Origin of the sequence: Aeromonas sp. FDAARGOS 1416 (assembly GCF_019048085.1) — a bacterium.
Taxonomy (GTDB): domain Bacteria; phylum Pseudomonadota; class Gammaproteobacteria; order Enterobacterales; family Aeromonadaceae; genus Aeromonas; species Aeromonas veronii.
In genome coordinates this window covers 1,850,244-1,866,687 of the sequence record NZ_CP077301.1, presented here as the reverse complement: position 1 = coordinate 1,866,687, position 16,444 = coordinate 1,850,244, and the positions used below count along the sequence as shown (strand labels likewise).

General features: G+C 61.3%; 13 protein-coding genes and 2 tRNA genes. 3 read left to right on the top strand and 12 right to left on the bottom strand.

From position 1 onward, the window contains the following. Positions 1 to 19 precede the first annotated feature (19 nt). The gene (locus I6L46_RS08245; protein ID WP_216977854.1) at positions 20 to 700 is read right to left on the bottom strand and encodes an ABC transporter ATP-binding protein; all 681 of its coding nucleotides are present in this window, start codon (positions 698 to 700) and stop codon (positions 20 to 22) included. 197 nt (positions 701 to 897) lie between these two features. Between I6L46_RS08245 and I6L46_RS08240 the strand changes: the two genes are divergently transcribed. Both I6L46_RS08240 and nhaD read left to right on the top strand, forming a co-directional pair. Continuing rightward, entirely contained in the window at positions 898 to 1,365 is a 468-nt protein-coding gene (locus tag I6L46_RS08240; RefSeq protein WP_005333716.1) for a DUF4357 domain-containing protein, read from the top strand. Positions 1,366 to 1,472: 107 nt separating this feature from the next. Beyond that, complete coding sequence (gene nhaD, locus I6L46_RS08235) at positions 1,473 to 2,897, top strand: sodium:proton antiporter NhaD (RefSeq protein ID WP_042055656.1); 1,425 nt, start codon at positions 1,473 to 1,475, stop codon at positions 2,895 to 2,897. 87 nt (positions 2,898 to 2,984) lie between these two features. Here the strand turns inward: nhaD and I6L46_RS08230 are convergent, their stop codons facing one another. The 9 genes from I6L46_RS08230 to I6L46_RS08190 all read right to left on the bottom strand — a co-directional run bounded on the left by I6L46_RS08230 (position 2,985) and on the right by I6L46_RS08190 (position 14,611). After that, positions 2,985 to 4,196, bottom strand: a complete 1,212-nt coding sequence (locus tag I6L46_RS08230) for a Bcr/CflA family multidrug efflux MFS transporter (protein ID WP_216977853.1) — start codon at positions 4,194 to 4,196, stop codon at positions 2,985 to 2,987. A gap of 113 nt (positions 4,197 to 4,309) precedes the next feature. Beyond that, positions 4,310 to 6,004, bottom strand: a complete 1,695-nt coding sequence (locus I6L46_RS08225) for a hypothetical protein (protein WP_216977852.1) — start codon at positions 6,002 to 6,004, stop codon at positions 4,310 to 4,312. Positions 6,005 to 6,062: 58 nt separating this feature from the next. Continuing rightward, the gene (locus I6L46_RS08220) at positions 6,063 to 7,433 is read right to left on the bottom strand and encodes a hypothetical protein (protein ID WP_216977851.1); all 1,371 of its coding nucleotides are present in this window, start codon (positions 7,431 to 7,433) and stop codon (positions 6,063 to 6,065) included. Positions 7,434 to 7,591: 158 nt separating this feature from the next. Then, positions 7,592 to 8,152 (bottom strand): hypothetical protein, encoded by a 561-nt coding sequence (locus I6L46_RS08215; RefSeq protein ID WP_216977850.1) that lies wholly within the window; start codon positions 8,150 to 8,152, stop codon positions 7,592 to 7,594. Positions 8,153 to 8,186: 34 nt separating this feature from the next. Beyond that, positions 8,187 to 9,611, bottom strand: a complete 1,425-nt coding sequence (locus I6L46_RS08210) for an NAD(P)/FAD-dependent oxidoreductase (RefSeq protein ID WP_216977849.1) — start codon at positions 9,609 to 9,611, stop codon at positions 8,187 to 8,189. A 102-nt stretch (positions 9,612 to 9,713) separates the two neighbouring features. After that, positions 9,714 to 10,553, bottom strand: coding sequence for an FTR1 family protein (locus tag I6L46_RS08205; protein WP_216977848.1), 840 nt, complete (start codon positions 10,551 to 10,553; stop codon positions 9,714 to 9,716). Further along, entirely contained in the window at positions 10,553 to 13,543 is a 2,991-nt protein-coding gene (locus I6L46_RS08200) for a YncE family protein (RefSeq protein WP_216977847.1), read from the bottom strand. The genes I6L46_RS08205 and I6L46_RS08200 overlap by 1 nt, the downstream gene beginning before the upstream one ends. A gap of 4 nt (positions 13,544 to 13,547) precedes the next feature. Beyond that, a complete protein-coding gene (locus I6L46_RS08195; RefSeq protein ID WP_182962855.1) occupies positions 13,548 to 13,997 on the bottom strand; it encodes a hypothetical protein in 450 nt (149 codons plus the stop codon). Positions 13,998 to 14,125: 128 nt separating this feature from the next. Next, positions 14,126 to 14,611 carry a YqhA family protein gene (locus I6L46_RS08190; RefSeq protein WP_005333692.1) on the bottom strand — a complete coding sequence of 162 codons (486 nt, stop codon included), beginning with the start codon at positions 14,609 to 14,611 and terminating at the stop codon, positions 14,126 to 14,128. A gap of 277 nt (positions 14,612 to 14,888) precedes the next feature. On the opposite strand from I6L46_RS08190, the gene I6L46_RS08185 reads away from it, so the two are divergent. After that, positions 14,889 to 15,878, top strand: coding sequence for a DUF2860 family protein (locus tag I6L46_RS08185; RefSeq protein ID WP_216977846.1), 990 nt, complete (start codon positions 14,889 to 14,891; stop codon positions 15,876 to 15,878). 224 nt (positions 15,879 to 16,102) lie between these two features. Here the strand turns inward: I6L46_RS08185 and I6L46_RS08180 are convergent. Continuing rightward, positions 16,103 to 16,178, bottom strand: a tRNA-Asn gene (locus I6L46_RS08180). 2 nt (positions 16,179 to 16,180) lie between these two features. Further along, a tRNA-Asn gene (locus I6L46_RS08175) sits at positions 16,181 to 16,256 on the bottom strand. Positions 16,257 to 16,444 lie beyond the last annotated feature (188 nt).

Sequence of the window (16,444 nt, the reverse complement as noted above, 5' to 3'; positions counted from 1 at the left end):
CGACAGACGCAGTCGCTGCCTAGTCATGACGGGGCCCCTTGAGCTCGATAAGTTGCCCCCCTTCGAGGCGCAGCACCCTGTCTGCCAGCGCAGCATAAGCGGGGTTGTGGCTCACCAGCAGCAAGCCTGCGCCGGTATCGCGTACTGCCGCCACCATCAGCGCCATCACCTGTTCGGCATTGTGCTCATCGAGGCTGCCGGTGGGCTCGTCGGCGAGCAGCCACTGGGGCTGATGGATCAGGGCGCGGGCCAGCGCCACCCGCTGTCGCTGGCCGCCGGAGAGCTGCTCCGGCCAGGCATGGCGCTTGTGGCTCATATCGAGCCGCTGCAGCAACTGGTCAATCTTTGTCTCATCCGGTGGCAGCCCGTTGATGGCGAGCGGCAGGGCCAGATTCTCGGCCACGTTCAGGGTCGGTAGCAGGTTGAAATCCTGATAGACGATGCCGAGATGGCGGCCCCGCAGGCGCGCCCGCTCGTCGGGGGAGCGGGTGTCGATCCGGGTCTCCCCCAGCCAGACCTCCCCTTCATCCGGTGCAATCAGCCCGGCGATCAGATTGAGCAAGGTCGACTTGCCGCAGCCGCTTTGGCCCAGCAGCAGGGTGATCTCGCCAGCAGGGAGGGCGAGATCGAGATGGTGGAACAGCGGCAGTCGTTCACTGCCGTTATCGAAGCTCTTGCAGAGGTTGCGCAGGGTCAGCATGGGATAACCGTTTGATGGTCAATGGCTTTCATCATGCTTGGTACGCTAGCACGGCCAGCATTGATCAACACCCCTTACGGTTGATCAAGAGTGCCAGTTAGTGATCAAGGCGGCAAAAGAGCAGTGGATCCTCGCTGGATCCCGCTTGCCCGAGGTGGTTAGAATAGGGGCTTCCATGGGTCACAGGATGAGCAAGGATGTTACACAAGCAAGTCAGTTTTATCATCGATAGCAAGGGCAACAAGCAGGCTGCCGTCGTCCCCATCGAGATCTACAACGAGCTGATGACCCTGCAAAAGGCACTCTCCGACAACCGGCCGGGGGAGCGCGAGCTCTACCACTTCAACGGCAAGGGGGCCGAGGCCCACGGTTATCCGGTGGGCAAGCGGCAAAATCCGGGCTTTATGGTGCTGGCCGGTTCCACCGCCAATGGCGAGGATGCCGCCTCTTTGCGTGAAGCGGTGATCGAGCTGCGTCACGAACTGCTGGAGAAGGGGGTCATAGTGCCCCGCAGTCAGGGCGGCTTTGTCTTTACCGCCGATCAGCTGTTCAACAGTCCGAGTCTGGCCGCCAGTCTGGTGGCGGGCAATAACCGCAGCGGTCTGGATGCCTGGCAAAACAGCGCAGGCTATACCCTCAAACAGTCGGGTTTCGGCAAGAAATAATCCCGCGTTTCGACAGCAAACCAATTAAGCGTTAATTGACCTGGATGAATTTTTCTTTTCATCCAGGTGCTAGCATCATTGCCAGACGGTTCTAAAAGGAAGAGACCATGTCTGCGCTCACCCCTGTTATTTTGCTGCTGTCCCTGTTTATCCCTCCTGCCCATGCCAGTAGTGGCCCTGTTCTGTTGACATCCTCCTCAATCGGACTTTTTTGTGTCGGATTGTTTGTGTTGGCCTACGCCCTGGTGATGGCTGAAGAGTATCTGCAACTGCGCAAGTCCAAACCCGTGCTGGTGGCCGCCGGGGTGATCTGGATCCTGATCGGTATCGCCTATGCACAGCAGGGGATGAGCCCTGTCGCCGAGCAGGCATTTCGCCATACCCTGCTGGAATATGCCGAGCTGATGCTGTTCCTGCTGGTGGCGATGACCTATATCAACGCCATGGAGGATCGGCGGCTGTTCGATGCCCTGCGCGCCTGGCTGGTGCGATCCGGCTTTCACTTGCGCACCCTGTTCTGGTTGACTGGCGGGTTGGCATTTTGCATCTCGCCGGTGGCAGACAACCTGACCACTGCGCTCTTGATGTGCGCCGTAGTGTTGAAGGTGGCCAACGGTGATCGGCGTTTTGTCAATCTTGCCTGCATCAACATAGTGATCGCCGCCAACGCCGGAGGGGCGTTCAGTCCCTTTGGCGATATCACCACCCTGATGGTGTGGCAGGCGGGCAAGGTGCAATTTGGCCAGTTCTTCACCCTGCTGATCCCCTCTCTGCTCAATTTTCTGGTCCCGGCCATCCTGATGAGCCTGATGGTGCCGCGCCATGTGCCGGAGGCTGATAACGAGGTGGTCGATCTCAAGCGGGGGGCCCGCCGCATCGTCGCGCTGTTCTTGCTGACCATCATCACTGCGGTGCTATGCCACAGTTTCCTCCATCTGCCACCCGTACTGGGCATGATGCTGGGGCTCGGTTATCTGCAGTTTTTCGGCTTCTATTTGCGCAAGTCGCTGCCGCGATCCCTTGCCCGCAAGCGTGCGCTCTATGAACGCAATGGTGATGAGGTACGGTTGCGCAGTCTGGGTTCTGTGGTGCCATTTGACGTGTTCAACAAGGTGGCCAAGGCGGAGTGGGATACCCTGCTCTTCTTCTACGGGGTGGTGATGTGTGTCGGTGGGCTGGGCTTTATGGGGTATCTGGAGCTGGTATCACACTGGCTGTATGCCGGTGGGGATCCCACCATGGCCAACATCTTCATCGGGGTCTTGTCGGCCATCGTGGATAACATTCCCGTGATGTTTGCCGTGCTGTCGATGAACCCGGACATGGCGCTGGGGCAGTGGCTGCTGGTGACCCTGACCGCCGGAGTGGGCGGCAGCCTGCTCTCCATCGGCTCTGCGGCCGGTGTTGCCCTGATGGGGCAGGCCCATGGCATGTATACCTTCTTTGGCCACCTGAAGTGGCTGCCTGCCATCTTGCTCGGTTATCTGGTGAGCATAGGGGCGCACCTCTGGCTCAACAGTGCCCAGTTCTGAACGTCTGGGCGCCAGTACGAGCCAATACGAAGAGAGGCTTCCGTTGACGGAAGCCTCTTTCGTTTTTCTGAGCGGGGGGAGGGGGGATCAATCGCCTCGCTTGCCGGTCAGCAGCCAGTAACTCAGAGTCGAACCCACCCCGCAGCAGGCGATGGCAATGGCCATCGGCAGCGGCGAGTGGGGCGGATTGAGGTTTACCAGAATGCCGACCAGGGCGCCGATGCCAAAGCGCAGGGTGCCCGCCAGTGCCGAGGCGGTGCCCGCAGATTGCGGGAAGTGGCCCATCAGGCCGGTCATGGCGTTGGCGCCCACCAGACTGATATGGCCGACAAACAGCACCACCGGAATGACGATGCCCCACAGGCCGCCGGTCTGGCTCCAGGCGTTGTAGACCAGCAGAGCGCCCGCGCAGGGCAGCACCAGCAGACCGTATTGCAGCATCCGCTCGGCGCCAACCCCTTTCACCAGTCGGCTGTTAACGAAGGTGACCACCATCATCAGCAGGATATTGAGGCCAAACAGCCAGCCGTAGTGCTCGGTCGGCACCTTGAAGTACTCGATATAGACGTAAGGGGAGCCGCTTAAGAAAGCGAACATGCCGGAGCTGGAGAGGGAGCCGCACAGCACATAACCCATGGCGCCGCGATGGGAGAGCACCCCCCAGTAGTTCTTGAGGATCTGGCCCAGATTAAGGGGCTGACGGTGCTCCGGTTTCAGGGTTTCCTGAATTTTCCACTGCATCACCAGACAGATGAGCAGGCTGATCCCCACCAGCAGCCAGAAGATCACCCGCCAGTCGGCGTGGGCACTGATATAGCCGCCCACCACAGGGGCTACCAGCGGCGCCAGCGTCATCACCAGAATGACGAACGACATGGCGCGAGAAAATGCATCCTTCTCGAACAGATCGCGCAGCAGGGCATTGACCACCACAGAGCCCGCCGCGCCGCCCGCCGCTTGCAACATCCGATAGGCCAATAGTTCGGGCAGGGAGTCCGCCATGGCGCAGCCCACCGAGGCGATGGCAAACATCACCAGCCCCGCCAGGATCACCGGCTTGCGGCCATAGCTGTCGGCCAGCGGGCCGTAGAAGAGCTGGCCGATGGCAAAGCCGCCCAAAAAGGCGCTGATGGTGAGCTGGGCGCCGTCGATGCTGGAGGCCAGATCCCGGGCGATGGCCGGAATAGCGGGCAGATACATATCCACCGCCAGCGGGGTCAGACCCGCCAGAGCGCCGAGCAGGATAAACAGGAAACGGGGGGAGAGGGCGGCAGCCTGAGCTGTTGGCGATTGGGGCATAGGGTATCCGCTGGTGAACCTTGGTTGAAAAAGGGAGAAGGGCGAGTCTATCAGGTTTGCCCCCGCTCGGCATGACGTTCCTGCCCCCTCAAAAGGGGGAGGTGCTCGGCCGCTCAGCCACCTTGGGAATCACGCTTGCGGTCATGCGGGCGCGCTGCGCGGATCACTCCCCCCAGCCAGAGCAGCCAGGCCAGCGACGAGATGGCGTACCCGAGCCGCTCCGGCCAGCGGGCGGTGAGGGTAAAGGTGAGGCTGTGTTGTCCGGCGGGCACCCAGACCTGCACCAGCCCGTTGCGGGTACTGCTGACGCTCAGCGGCAGGCGCTGGTCGAGCCTTGCCTGCCAACCCGGGTAATCAAACTGGTGCAGGATCAGTTTGGCGGGCGCCGGGGCATCCACCGTCAATTCGATATGACGAGGCTGCCAGCGCTGGATCTGCCAATTCACCCCCTGATGGTCGCTGGTGATGGCGGGCTGGAATTCCTCTTTCCAGGCCAGCAGGGTGGGGGCAAACATGCCGCGCGGCACCTGCTTTGGCCGATATTCGCGAGCGCTGCGCTTGCTGTCGAACTCCCCGTCAAGCTGACTCTTTACGGGAGCCTGGGTGAGCGGTGCCTCGCGTACATAGATTCCCTGCGAGAGCAGGGTGAGGGCAAGCAGTAGCCACCAGACCCACTGCCACGGGCGATAGGTGGGGGTACCCAGCGCCACCACGGCGACGGTAGCGATGACCAGCAGCAGATTGAGGCGCCAGGGAAATTGCACCAGTTGCAACGGAGTGAGCAGGCGCCACAGGGGCTCGCTTGGTGGCAGCATCATCAGAAAGCTCAGGGTGCCAATGACCCCCCAGAGCAGCAACTCGGGATGGCGTGGCTCGCGGGCAGCCGCCCAAGCTACCAGCAGCAGAGCCAGGGTGAGCAGCGTCAGCCAGGCGAGATGGCCGCGAAAGCGCCAGTCATCACGGCTTTGGGGCAAACGATCCAGAAAGTTGCGCTGAAATTCGAACATGCCAGTGCGCATCTGCTCCATGGAGATCCCCCCCTGATCCAGCAGAGCGGGCAGCAGCAACAGGCTGGCCATCGCCAACCCCCAGAGCTGGCCCAGCAGGGTGTCAATGAGCGGGGAGGCGGTGACAGGGACACTGACAAGCGTTGTGCTCCCCTTGTAGCGCCAGACCAGCAGCAGGCTGCGCAGGGTGAGCAAGCCCAGAATGAGCAGGGTGCTTGGTAGATGGGAAAGCGTCAGCATGGAGACGGCCAGTGCGAGCAGCAGTAGCGCAAAGGGGGCGCCGCGGCAGAGGCGATCCTGCGCCAGCAGTGCCAGCGGTGCCCAGACGAAGGCCCAGCTCTCCGCCAAGGCAAAGCGGGCGTAGATATCGATGGCCAGATGATAGGGCAGCGCCATATAGAGCAGACTGGCCGACAGCGCCCGCCCGTGGCCGGCAAAGGGGCGCAACCAGAGATAGGCAAACAGGCCGGAGAGCCAGAGTGCCACGCTGCTGCTCCAGAGCAGCGGCGTCATCGCCTCGTGGGCCAGTGGGGTGGGGCCGGCGAACAGGGCGCTCACATAGTAGGGCAAGGGGGGATAGAAGAAAAAGACCGGGCTGCCAAAGGCGCCGTTCATCTCCATCAACCAGCGCGGATAGAGCTCACCTTGCCACAGTTGCACGGCAAAGAAGTGACCGGAGAGCAGGTGGTGAAACAGATCATGGCCCTGACTGCCGCCGCGCAGCCAGAATGGCAGCAACAGGAGGGAACAGGCCACGCTCAGCACCGACAAAACCCACAGCCACTCTCTGGTTACACGCATAAGGAGACTCGTCTGTTATGGATGCGCAGTGAGTGTACCCGAGTTGTTCCCCTCTTTTTTAGTTGTCTTGGTGGTTTTTTGTGTTCTTTCTGTGTTTCTTGTCACTTTCCCCATGGGGTGTCTGCAGTGAGGGAATGGCGAGCCAGAGTCCGGGCTCGGCGGCAAAGCGTGGGGCAAACCAGTGCTGGCGCACCGCGCTGGGCATTTCGTTCGCGGCGATGGAGCGGCGACTGAGGCGGCAGGCTCCCTGAGAGAGCGCCAGCGCCGCATCCCCCTTGTACCAGCCGTCCGTCACCGGCAGTGCCGTGGTCTCCCGCAGCAATCTTACGCCCCACTGGGTCACCAGCGCCGGACACGCTTTTTCTGCCAGTTTTGCCGCTTGCACCATGGCGGGCGGACGGGGCAGGGTGAAGGTCACGCCGATCAGCAGCAATCCGGCCACCGCGACCACCCCCTCGCCACGGCGCGGCAGCCAGCCTGCCAGCAGCACGATACCGAGCAGGGTGATGGGCGCCAGATGGCGGGGATTGTCGGGATTCTGGCCAAACAGGGTCCAGAGCAGCAGGACGAGCCAGTAGAGCGTCCAGAGCGGTGAGAGGGCGGCAGGGTGGTTTTTTGATCTTTGCCAAAGCGGCAGTACCAGCAGCGCCCCGACAGCCAAGGGCCAGAGCGGGGTAAGCTGATCGTTGAAGGTGCGGGCCCAGCTCAGCAGCCGATCGCCATGGGCTGCCGCCGTGTTGCCCCACAGGGTAAAGTGGCCGTCGGTAAAGCGGCGCCCCTCGCTGAAGTAGGCCCAGCCATCGGCTTGCCAGACAAACAGCAGGCTGGTAAGCCCCACCAGCGCGATGGGGAGCACAAATCTGACGCGCGTGCCATGCTGCGCCAGCCCGAGCCACAGGGGCAGCAGCGCCAGCACAAAATAGGAGGGGCGCAGGGCCAGCATGAAGCCAAGCATGAGGCCAGCCAGTACGAATCTGCGCTGCTGCAAGGCCAGCTGCGTCCCGAGCCAGGCGGCGAGCGCGGGCCCATCCGAAAGGCCGGAGAGCGCCAGCGCCGGGGTGAGCGGCAGTGCCAGCACCAGCAACCAAACCGGCGCCAGCAGGCTTGGCCGTTGCCACAGTCTGACCGCCAGCAAGGCGGCGAGGGGCGCCAGCAAACTGCTACCCAAGAGGCTTGCCCACTGCACCGCCCGGGCCGGATCGTCTACCGCCAGATTGATCAGCCGCGCCAGCCAGATAAAGGCGGGGTAGCCCGGAAAGTGGGGGGAGAACTCCAGCACGCTAAAGTGCGTCACCCCGTGGGCAAAATTGAGGGCATCATCGGAATCGAGCGCCACCGGGAAGGCCAGCAGCCAGCCGAGCCAAGCCAGTTGCAGCAGAATGAGCAGCCAAATGGTGGTGGAGCAGGGGGAAGGCCAACGCCGGGCCATTACCTTACCCCTCATCCCCAGCCCTTCTCCCGCAAGGGGAGAAGGGGGCAAACCGTCGTCCGGGTGCATTTATCGGTAGGCCGTGCGTAGGGTGGGTAGCGCGCAGCGAAACCCACCGTTTGTCACAGCGAGGTGGCGCAATGATTGGCAGGTTGCCATCAAAGCGGCGCCAGCACGGCCATCAGCGCTTTTTCTGCATCGCTAAAGGCGGCGGCATCGGCGGGCTTGGCGCCCACCCCGAATACCCCCGGGTTACCGATGGCATCCAGCACCTTGGCCAGCGCCTGTTCGGCTGCCTTGCGATCCCCTTCACTGAGGGAGGGGAGGATCAAATCGAGGAAGCGCTTGCTCTTGACCACCAGCACCTTGGCGGTCTGGTAGTCGCCAAGATTCTGGCTGGCCCCTTCGAGGCGGCGCTCGATCTCCGCCTTGTAGGCGCGGTTGAGCAGGGCGGCGGTGGCTGCGGCATCTTGGGCCTTGATGGCGGCGGCCAGCGGCACTTGCAGCTCCACCTTGTGGTGCTGTTCCAGATAGCTCAGTTCGTCGGCAATCTCGCTCAAGGTGGCGCTAGCATCCTTGCCGTCAGTGGCGGCGCCCAGCAGCGCTTCGCGGGCGTCGATCAGAGGCTCCTTGCCGGCGGCGGCGTAGGAGTAAGCCTGCGCCTGCCCACTCATGGCCAGCAGCAGGGTGAGGGCGAGTAAACCCGAGCGGATGGTCATCCTGTTCTCCTTACTTATGCCAATGGCGCGGCCATCAGGCCACGCTCTGGGTTTCGATCACGGTATTTTCGTTGCGATGGTTAAAGATGGCATGACGTCTGTCCACCCCGTCGATCACCATGTCGGCAGCCATCATCCCCATCTCCATGGAGGTGTCGGTGAAGATATAGCGAAATGTCCCCTGACGGCCGGTCATGATGAGGTTTGTGATGGGCATCAGCGCCTTGATGGCTTCGTTGCGGCGCGTCTGATAGCCCAAATCCATCAGCGGATAGGCGTATTCGCTACGCGCTTCAAAAGTTTCATCGCCAAGCTTGGCGGTATCGACGCCGAGGCTCGCGAGATCGGCGGTAACCCGACCGCGCAGATCAGAGAGCGGAGCCTGCCAGGTGGCATCCCCCGGATTGCAGGGGATCTCCAGCATCACCGAGGTCTGGCCCTTGGGCGCCATAAAGGGGCTGCGGCGGCGCGGCTCCTGCAAACGGGTGGCCAGAATATGGGGGTCGGAGAGATACTGCCAGGTGTTGTCCGACAGGTTCTCTGTTTTAAGCGGCATATTGACGAAGCGAAGCGACCGGTAGTGCAGATCGCACGGCAAGCCAAGATGCTGGCAGGTGAGCGGCAGCGGCAGGGTAGAGATCACCTGATCAAAGTTCTCGCTCTGCTCAACGTCATCTTGTTTCCAATAAACCCGTTCGATGCGGCCATCGGCCTGCTCAAGGCGGGTGATGGTGGCACCGGTTTTCAGCTCAACGCCCTCTGCTACCAGCCGCTCCCCCAGTGTGGTGAAGATCTGGCCGAAGCCATATTTTGGGTAGCGATATTTGCGGGCATAGGTGCGCACCGAAATGCTGCCGTTGCGTCTTGGCAGCAGGCGGCGGGCCACGTCTTTGAGATCGATCAGGCTGATGCGCTGGCCGGCCCAGTCGGCGGAGAGCTTGTCTGGGTTGATGCCCCACAGTTTGCCGGTGTAGCCCTCGAAGAACTGGCGGTAGAGGGTGCGACCAAAGTGGCTCTGGATCCACTCGGCAAAGCTTGCCTTGGCAAAATCGGTGGGCTTCTTGGCAAAAGGCAACAGCAGCAAGTCTTTCACCGCACCGGCCATCAGGGCGAGCGGCGCCGTCTTGAGCAGGTTGGGCAGGTTCAAGGGGTAGTCATAGGTGCGCCCGCCAAAGCGGATCACGCTCTTGCGCTCGGCGTGGAGCAGGTCGTCCCCCATCAGCTCGTCGATAAAGGCGAGCAGCTCGGGGTTTTTGGTGATAAAGCGGTGACCGCCGTAGTCGAAGCGATACTCCCCATCGCGCCCCTTGAAGGTCTGGGTGGCGCACATGCCACCGACCACCGGCTCCTGCTCGAACAGGGTGACTGCAAAACCGGCGCGGCGCAGGCGCCAGGCCGCCATCAAACCGGCGGGGCCAGCACCCAGCACTGCAATGCTTTTCTTGTTGTTATCGCTCATGACCTATTCCGAAACTGCTTGATAGATAAGGGAACCGCGCCAAGGCGCGGCTCCCGAATAGTGTTGTTACCCCGTGGCTTTGTTGCCACAGGGCGTGCGGGCTCAGCCCTTGCCGGATGCGGCGCTCACCTGCGGGCGATAGCTGCGCTGCCAGAGGGTAACGAAGATCGCCAGATAGAGGGCCCAGGTCAGCAGCTGTAAGCCAGCGGGTGAGGCATTGTAGCCAAACAGAGCGCGCAGGAAGGTACCAAATACCCCCTGATCGTCGAGAATGTGGCTGATGTCGAACACCGGTGTGGTCCAGAAGGTGATGATGTCCGCCGCCTGCAACATGTTGACGGCGGACGAGAGCAAGCCTGCGGCGATGATGATGATAAGCAGGCCGGTCCAGCGGAAGAAGGGGGCCAGCGCCACCTTGCGGGTGGAGCGCAGCAGCCCCCACACCAGCGCGATGGAGACCAGCAGACCCGCCAGCGCGCCCATCAGGCCGGATTGCAGATCCACCCCTTGCCCGGAGTAGAGCAGGGCGGAGAAGAAGAGCACGGTTTCAAACCCTTCGCGCATCACAGCCAGAAAGGCGAGCAGCACCAGCCCAAACAGGTTGCCGCCATCGATGGCCGCATCGATGCGCGCCGTCATGGCCCCCACCTGGGATTTGGCCTGCTTTTGCATCCAGATCGCCATATAGGTGAGCACCAGAGTGGCGAAGATGAGGATCCCCGCCATCAACAGGTGGTTGTAGCGCTCGCTCTCGAACTGGCTCACCACCACCTGGAACAGGAAGGCGACCACAAGGGAGGCGATAAGGCCGAGCCCCACCCCCAGATAGATGAACTTGTTGTAGCGGCTCGCCCCCAGCTTGGCGAGGTAGGAGAGGCAGATGCCGACCAGCAGGAAGGCTTCCAGCCCCTCACGCAGGGTAATCAGAAAACTTGCAAACATCAGGATTGAGGCTCCGTAGCGGGCGTGACGAGGAGAGGCTGCAAGGTAAGTTGCAACCGATTTAGCTGCACTATGGGTGGCTCCGGCAAGCTCGGCTCGGCGGCGCGCACCGCATCATTGACCCACTTGGGGTAGGTGCGGAAATTGAGTTTGATATCGGCCTTGAAGGGCCCCTGGGCATCTGCGGGTAGCGGCCAGGCTTCATCGCGCCAGCCATCGGCCGGAATGCGGGTATCTTCCAAGAGCTTGGCGTAGCGCCAGAACTTGAGCCCCACCGGCTTGCCCTCGGCATCGCCGAACACTTTTCTGAACAGTCGCGCATCTTCGGGGACTGCACCATCCACCGGCTGGCCGCTGGCAAGCACCAGCTTGCCGCTGGCGTCGGTGACGGTCAGCTCCAGCCAGAGTTCACGAAAATCGGCCACCCCGGTGGGCAGGGCATGGCCTGCGCCGGTATTGGCGACCCGCACCACCAACCGCTGACTATCGGCAGCCTGTTCGATACGGGCCGAAAGGGTAGCGCTGGAGCGCAGCAGGGCCAGACTCTCCTGTTCAAGGTCGGGGTTGCGCAGCCCCACCAGCTGGTGCTGGGCGCCAGTAAAGTTGTGGCGATAGAGCCGCGCCTTCATGGTGCCGTTTTCGGTGGACTGGCCCGCCACCGGCGCACCGCCATTGCCCGGCTCCGGGTTCATATGGCAGTCGATACAGGTGCGCCGCTTGGCGGGATCCTCCGCGTTTGCGAAGCTGGATTTTTCCCACTCGTCCCAGGTGTTGACGATATTGGCGCCGCTGCCCGGGGCAAACTCGTTGTGGCACGACTTGCACAGAGCCGCGTCGCGGTAGAAATCCTTCTGATAGGAGGCTTTGTGGGCCGCCGGACGGGCGTTGATCTGCCGCTCGGCTAGCCAGTGCTGGAGGCTGCCGCCCGGGGCATCCTCGAACACATAGCTCTCGCGGTCTTTCAAATTCACGGTAAAGGCGCTGTTGCCGCCCGCATCTTCCACCTTGGTGATGCGATGGCAGAGCACGCAGCCGGTCCCTTCCTCAACCACAGGTTCACCCGTCTTGTGGGCGGCAATCAGTGAGGCGCCGCCCTGCTCGAACATGTGGGAGCCCTTGGGCAGATCCAGCTGGCCTGTCATCACCTGCTGGGGCATATGGCAGCCCTGACACCACTGACCGAACGCTTCTCCTTCGGTTTCGCGTGCCAGCGCCTGCACCACCTTGTAGTAGGGGTGGGAGTTGCCCATCAGCCGATGGTTGCTCTCGCTCCAGTCCTTGAACGCCTGTTGGTGGCAGTTCTGGCAGGAGGCGGAGTTGAGCCACTCTTTCGGGTGGGTAGTCGGCGCCCTGGCGGGATCCGTGCGCGGGGCATCGAGCCGCAGCCAGTTGGCGAGATAGGGGAGGTTGCCATCGGCGGTGACGAAGGCGTGCAACTCTTCCATCATCGCTTTCACTTCCGGTTGGGGCCTCGCGGGGTCAACTGCCTCGGCCCCATCGCGGGTGTCGTGCCCCATGCCGCCCTGGGTCTGCTGGGTCATGCGCAGGTATTCGCCGACAAAATCCCCCGCCACCATGTTGGTGAGGTTGGCGTGGCCGTTGATGGCGTTGTCGCCGCTCTTCTGGCGATGGGCCGCCATCAGATAGCGGTTGGTGAAATTGAACCCGTCCAGATGGCAGGAGTTGCAGCTCATCCAGTTGTCTCCTGCCATGGGGAAGCGTGAGTTGGACGCTGTGTTACCAAGGTTGAATAGCCGCTCGCCGCGCTGAAGCGGCTCGGGGCGGGGATCCGTCTCTACCAGTTTGGCGAACTGGGGCACATCGACCGTGACTCGGGCAAACGGGCCGCTGCCGCCACTATTGAGGCGGGTAAGATCCTGCCCCATGGCGTTGTGCACCAGAATATGGTCGCCATCGATCAGCAGATCCCGCGGATTCTGGCCCGGCAGGTGACGCAAGAGCTGGGTCGCCTTGGCGCCCCCCTGAAACTTCTTGCGGCGGTGGCGGTTGTTGTTGGACTTGCCGCTGCGGGAGAGATCAAACACCAGCAGATCTTCCGAGCCAGCCAGGGTCAGATAGACCCGCTTGCCATCGGCGGCAAAGCGCGCTGCGAACGGGTTGGAGACGATCTGGCTGCGGTTGCCGACGCTTGGCAGGTTGATCTGCAAAAAGAGCTGCTTTCTTTCATCGACCCGCTCTTTCTCCTCATCGAGATCGATGATGGAGACGGCCGGAAAGACGGTGCTTTGAAACTGGAAGGGGTGGCTGAAGCTCCACAGCACGTGGGGCAGCCAGGCCTCGCTGCCATCGGGGGAGAGGGCGATGCCATCGAGCAGGCGCGGCAATCCCTGCGAGTCGCTCGGCGTGTCGCTATGGGTCTCGGCCAGGGTAATGAGCTTGGGCTTGGGAAGCGAAGATCCCTTGGCGCCGTGGCCAAGCTTGGCGAGATCATAGATGGCGAGCTGGCCTGTCATGGCGTGGGTGAGCAGCAGGCGATCGTCGTTGGTCAAGGCCAGCCCGCGGGGAGTCTCGGCGGTCTTTGCATCCAGCTGTAGGTTGCCTGCGGTGTCATAGGCCTGCAGGCGAGCGGATTCGAACAGCGTGACCCAGAACCACTGCCGCTTGGCATCGAAGATGACCCCATAGGGTCTATGGCCGGTGGGGATCGCCTTTTCCAGATCGAGATCATCATCCAGCAGCAGCAGGCGATCGCCGCTGTAATCGGTGACCAGCAGGGTGCCATCATCGGCACGGGCAAGCTGGCGCAGATCACCCCCCAGCGGCACCTCTTTTAGCCGCTTGCCGCTATCGCGCTCAAGCAGGGTGACCGAGCCTGCGTTCAGGTTGGCGGTGACGAGGCGCGGGGCGCTTCCCTCCTCATAGGCAAGCATCCCGGCGCCCATCTGCTGGGCCAACGCGAAGGGGCTGGCCAGCAGCAGGACGAGGGCCAGCAGGGGTGACAAATATGCAGAGAACGATGACTTCAACATGGGATCAGGAGCGCCATTTCAAGATGGTCCAGCGCCAGGCGTGGCGCAGCACCAGAGGAGTTAACGCCAATGCGCTCAACCAGTGGGCCCAGCTGGCGAGGTTGCCCATGGCATCGCCCGGGGTGCCGTGCAGTACCAGCAGCAGGCCGCTGGCCAGACAGATCAGCAGCAGGGCTTCAATAATCCGCCCCGTGGTGCGCAAAAAAGGTTTGTTGCTGCGATTCAACAAGCTGCGATGGGAGAGCCAGAAGGCGCCAAACAGCAGCGGGAACAGGGTGAGCGAGAGCATCACATGGAAAAACAGATTCCAGCGTGCCAGCGACCAGAACGGGGTCAGCGGTTCCCACAGCAGCAGGCCGGAGAAGAACATCAGATAGAGGGTGCCCTCGGCGGCCTGATGGTGATAGGCCAGCCACTGCCAGAATTGTCGGGGTGAGAGAGAAAGGCTTGTCATAAAGGCTCCAGCACCCGGGCGGGGCAGCCCGGGGGGAGCAAGTTTATAACGCAGTAAGAGTAATGAAAAGTGTTATCAATTGTATTGCTGGTGAATCAAGGCTGAACAAGCACAGTGATCAAGCTCGACTATTTATGCTCCGCCATCCGCTCGGTCACCGCATAGATGAGCGCGGCCAGCGAGAAGGCGAGAAACACCACCACGGACCACTTCATATCGACTTCATTGATGATGCCATCTTCGAGAAATGCCTTGAGCACCTCCACTCCGGCGATGGTCACCAGCGAGTTGATGACGATGAGCTTGAGGGAGGCAAAGTTGATCTTGCTAAGCCAGTTGCTGCTAAGGGAGGCGCGCTGCTCTTCCGTCTGGATAAATTGCACATAGCCACAGATAGCAACCAGGATCAGCATCTGGGCCACCAGTATAAAGTCCACCAGGGTCAGCACGCCGGTAATGAGGTCCAGATAGGGGATCTCGAAAATGTTTACAGAAAGCTGATAGAGCTGCATGGCAAACTTCACCATCAGCAATACCACGCAGATGAGAATGCCAATGTAGAAGGGGAACATCATCAATCTGCTGCCATTGAGCATGAAATTGAATCGACGCATGAGAACTCCGATGTTGGGAACAGGGGTAAATAGAGTGAGTATGGCGCGAGCAGCCCGCAGCGTTGCAAGGCCGTGGGGACTGATTATGCCGGGTCGCCCCCTGCTTGCGCCTATAAAAAAATAAAAAGCCATCATAAAAAATAAAACCGCATCCCGCTGTCTTATTTGTGATTTTTCCCTGCCGTAAGATGCCGCTTCTCAATTCAGGGGGGCGACTGCCTCCCTCCTATTTATCAGGCTCGGCCCACTCTTGTGGCCGCTTGCCAGGAGTGTTGCGATGCGTATTGGTCTGCTGTTGAGTATGGGGATGCTGGTTGCAAGCGGGGTTCAGGCACAAGAGCTGGGAGCCATTCCCGGGGAATCTGGCTTTTCCGGCAGTGTGCTGGCGGGGGCCAGCGTTGGCGAGACCAAGTCCAATTTTGCCACGGGGAGTGCAGGTAGCGAGCGTATTGACGCTTTGGGTGTTGCGGCGCAGCAGCGCCACCTTGATCCGGTGATCAACGGCGATCTGCGCTACACCTTTGCGTCCACCGGTAGCCAGCTGTTTCTGGGCAACCTCATTCAGGATGCCATTCGTGGCGACGGTACCCAGCAGTTCGGGCTGCGCCAGCAACTGGGGGACAAGGGGATCGTGGCCGGTTCGCTGGTGTTCAATGCCACCCCGGTCAAGGTCTGGCGCGATCCCTTTGCTGTGGGTGTGGAACGCGAGCAGAGTGACGTGCGATCCCACGGCGCCCGTCTGGCGTGGGACAACATCTGGGGTAGTGCGCTCAGTGGCAGCATCACCAGCCGCGACGTCAAGGTGGATGGGGAGTCCAGCGGCGAGCAATATGGTCGCGCTGTGATGGGGATGCTGGATCGCAATGGCCGGGTCAACTTCGCCGAGCTCTCCTACCAGTTCCGGCTGGCAGACGATCAGTTCCTCGAGCCAGCAGTGCGCTATGAGAAGGCTGATCTGGCGGGCAGTGCCGAGTCTTATGTGAGCAAGGGGTTGCAGCTCACGTACGCCAAAACCTCGCCCCGCTGGTCATTTGTCAGCAACCTCTATCTGGGCAAGCGCGACTATGACGAGGCCAACCCGCTGTTTGGCCAGCGTGCCGACAGCCGCGACATGGCCATCGATGCCACCCTCTTCTGGCACCAGCTGTTTGGCATTGCGCCGCTCTCTGCACTCCTGAGCGCCAGCTACGCCACGGCAAACTCCGGGATCGACTTTTACGATATTCACGCCACCAGCATCACCACAGGTCTGCTCTACCGTTTCTGATCCCGGCATCCGGCAGTGAGATGAGGTGCACACAAAGGAGCTGGTCAATCCAGCTCTTTGTTTATGGGATGGAGCGCAATAGACAATTCAAGCTGTATGCAGGTTGGTCATCACATGCAGGCAAGAGGCGTTATGACAGAGGGCATTTGAAGGGCGCGCGTGACAGGGAAGGGGGCGAACAGAAGATACGAAAAAGCCCAGCCAAAAGGCTGGGCTTTAGAATTTGGCTCCCTCGACAGGACTTGAACCTGTGACATACGGATTAACAGTCCGCCGTTCTACCGACTGAACTACGAGGGAATTGGCTCCTCCTACTGGACTTGAACCAGTGACATACGGATTAACAGTCCGCCGTTCTACCGACTGAACTAAGGAGGAATTGCCTGTCTCGTTAAGACGGGGCGAATATTAATGACCAGGGCGGCTGGTGTCAACCCGCGAATTTCCCGAAAACCGGATTTTCGGACTGTTTGCCCAAAAGTTGCGCTTTGCGGTTTATTTTCAGCACAATCAGTCCCTTGCCATCGCTCCCCCCAACCGGCCCAGGGGTTATTGGCTCGGTTCGC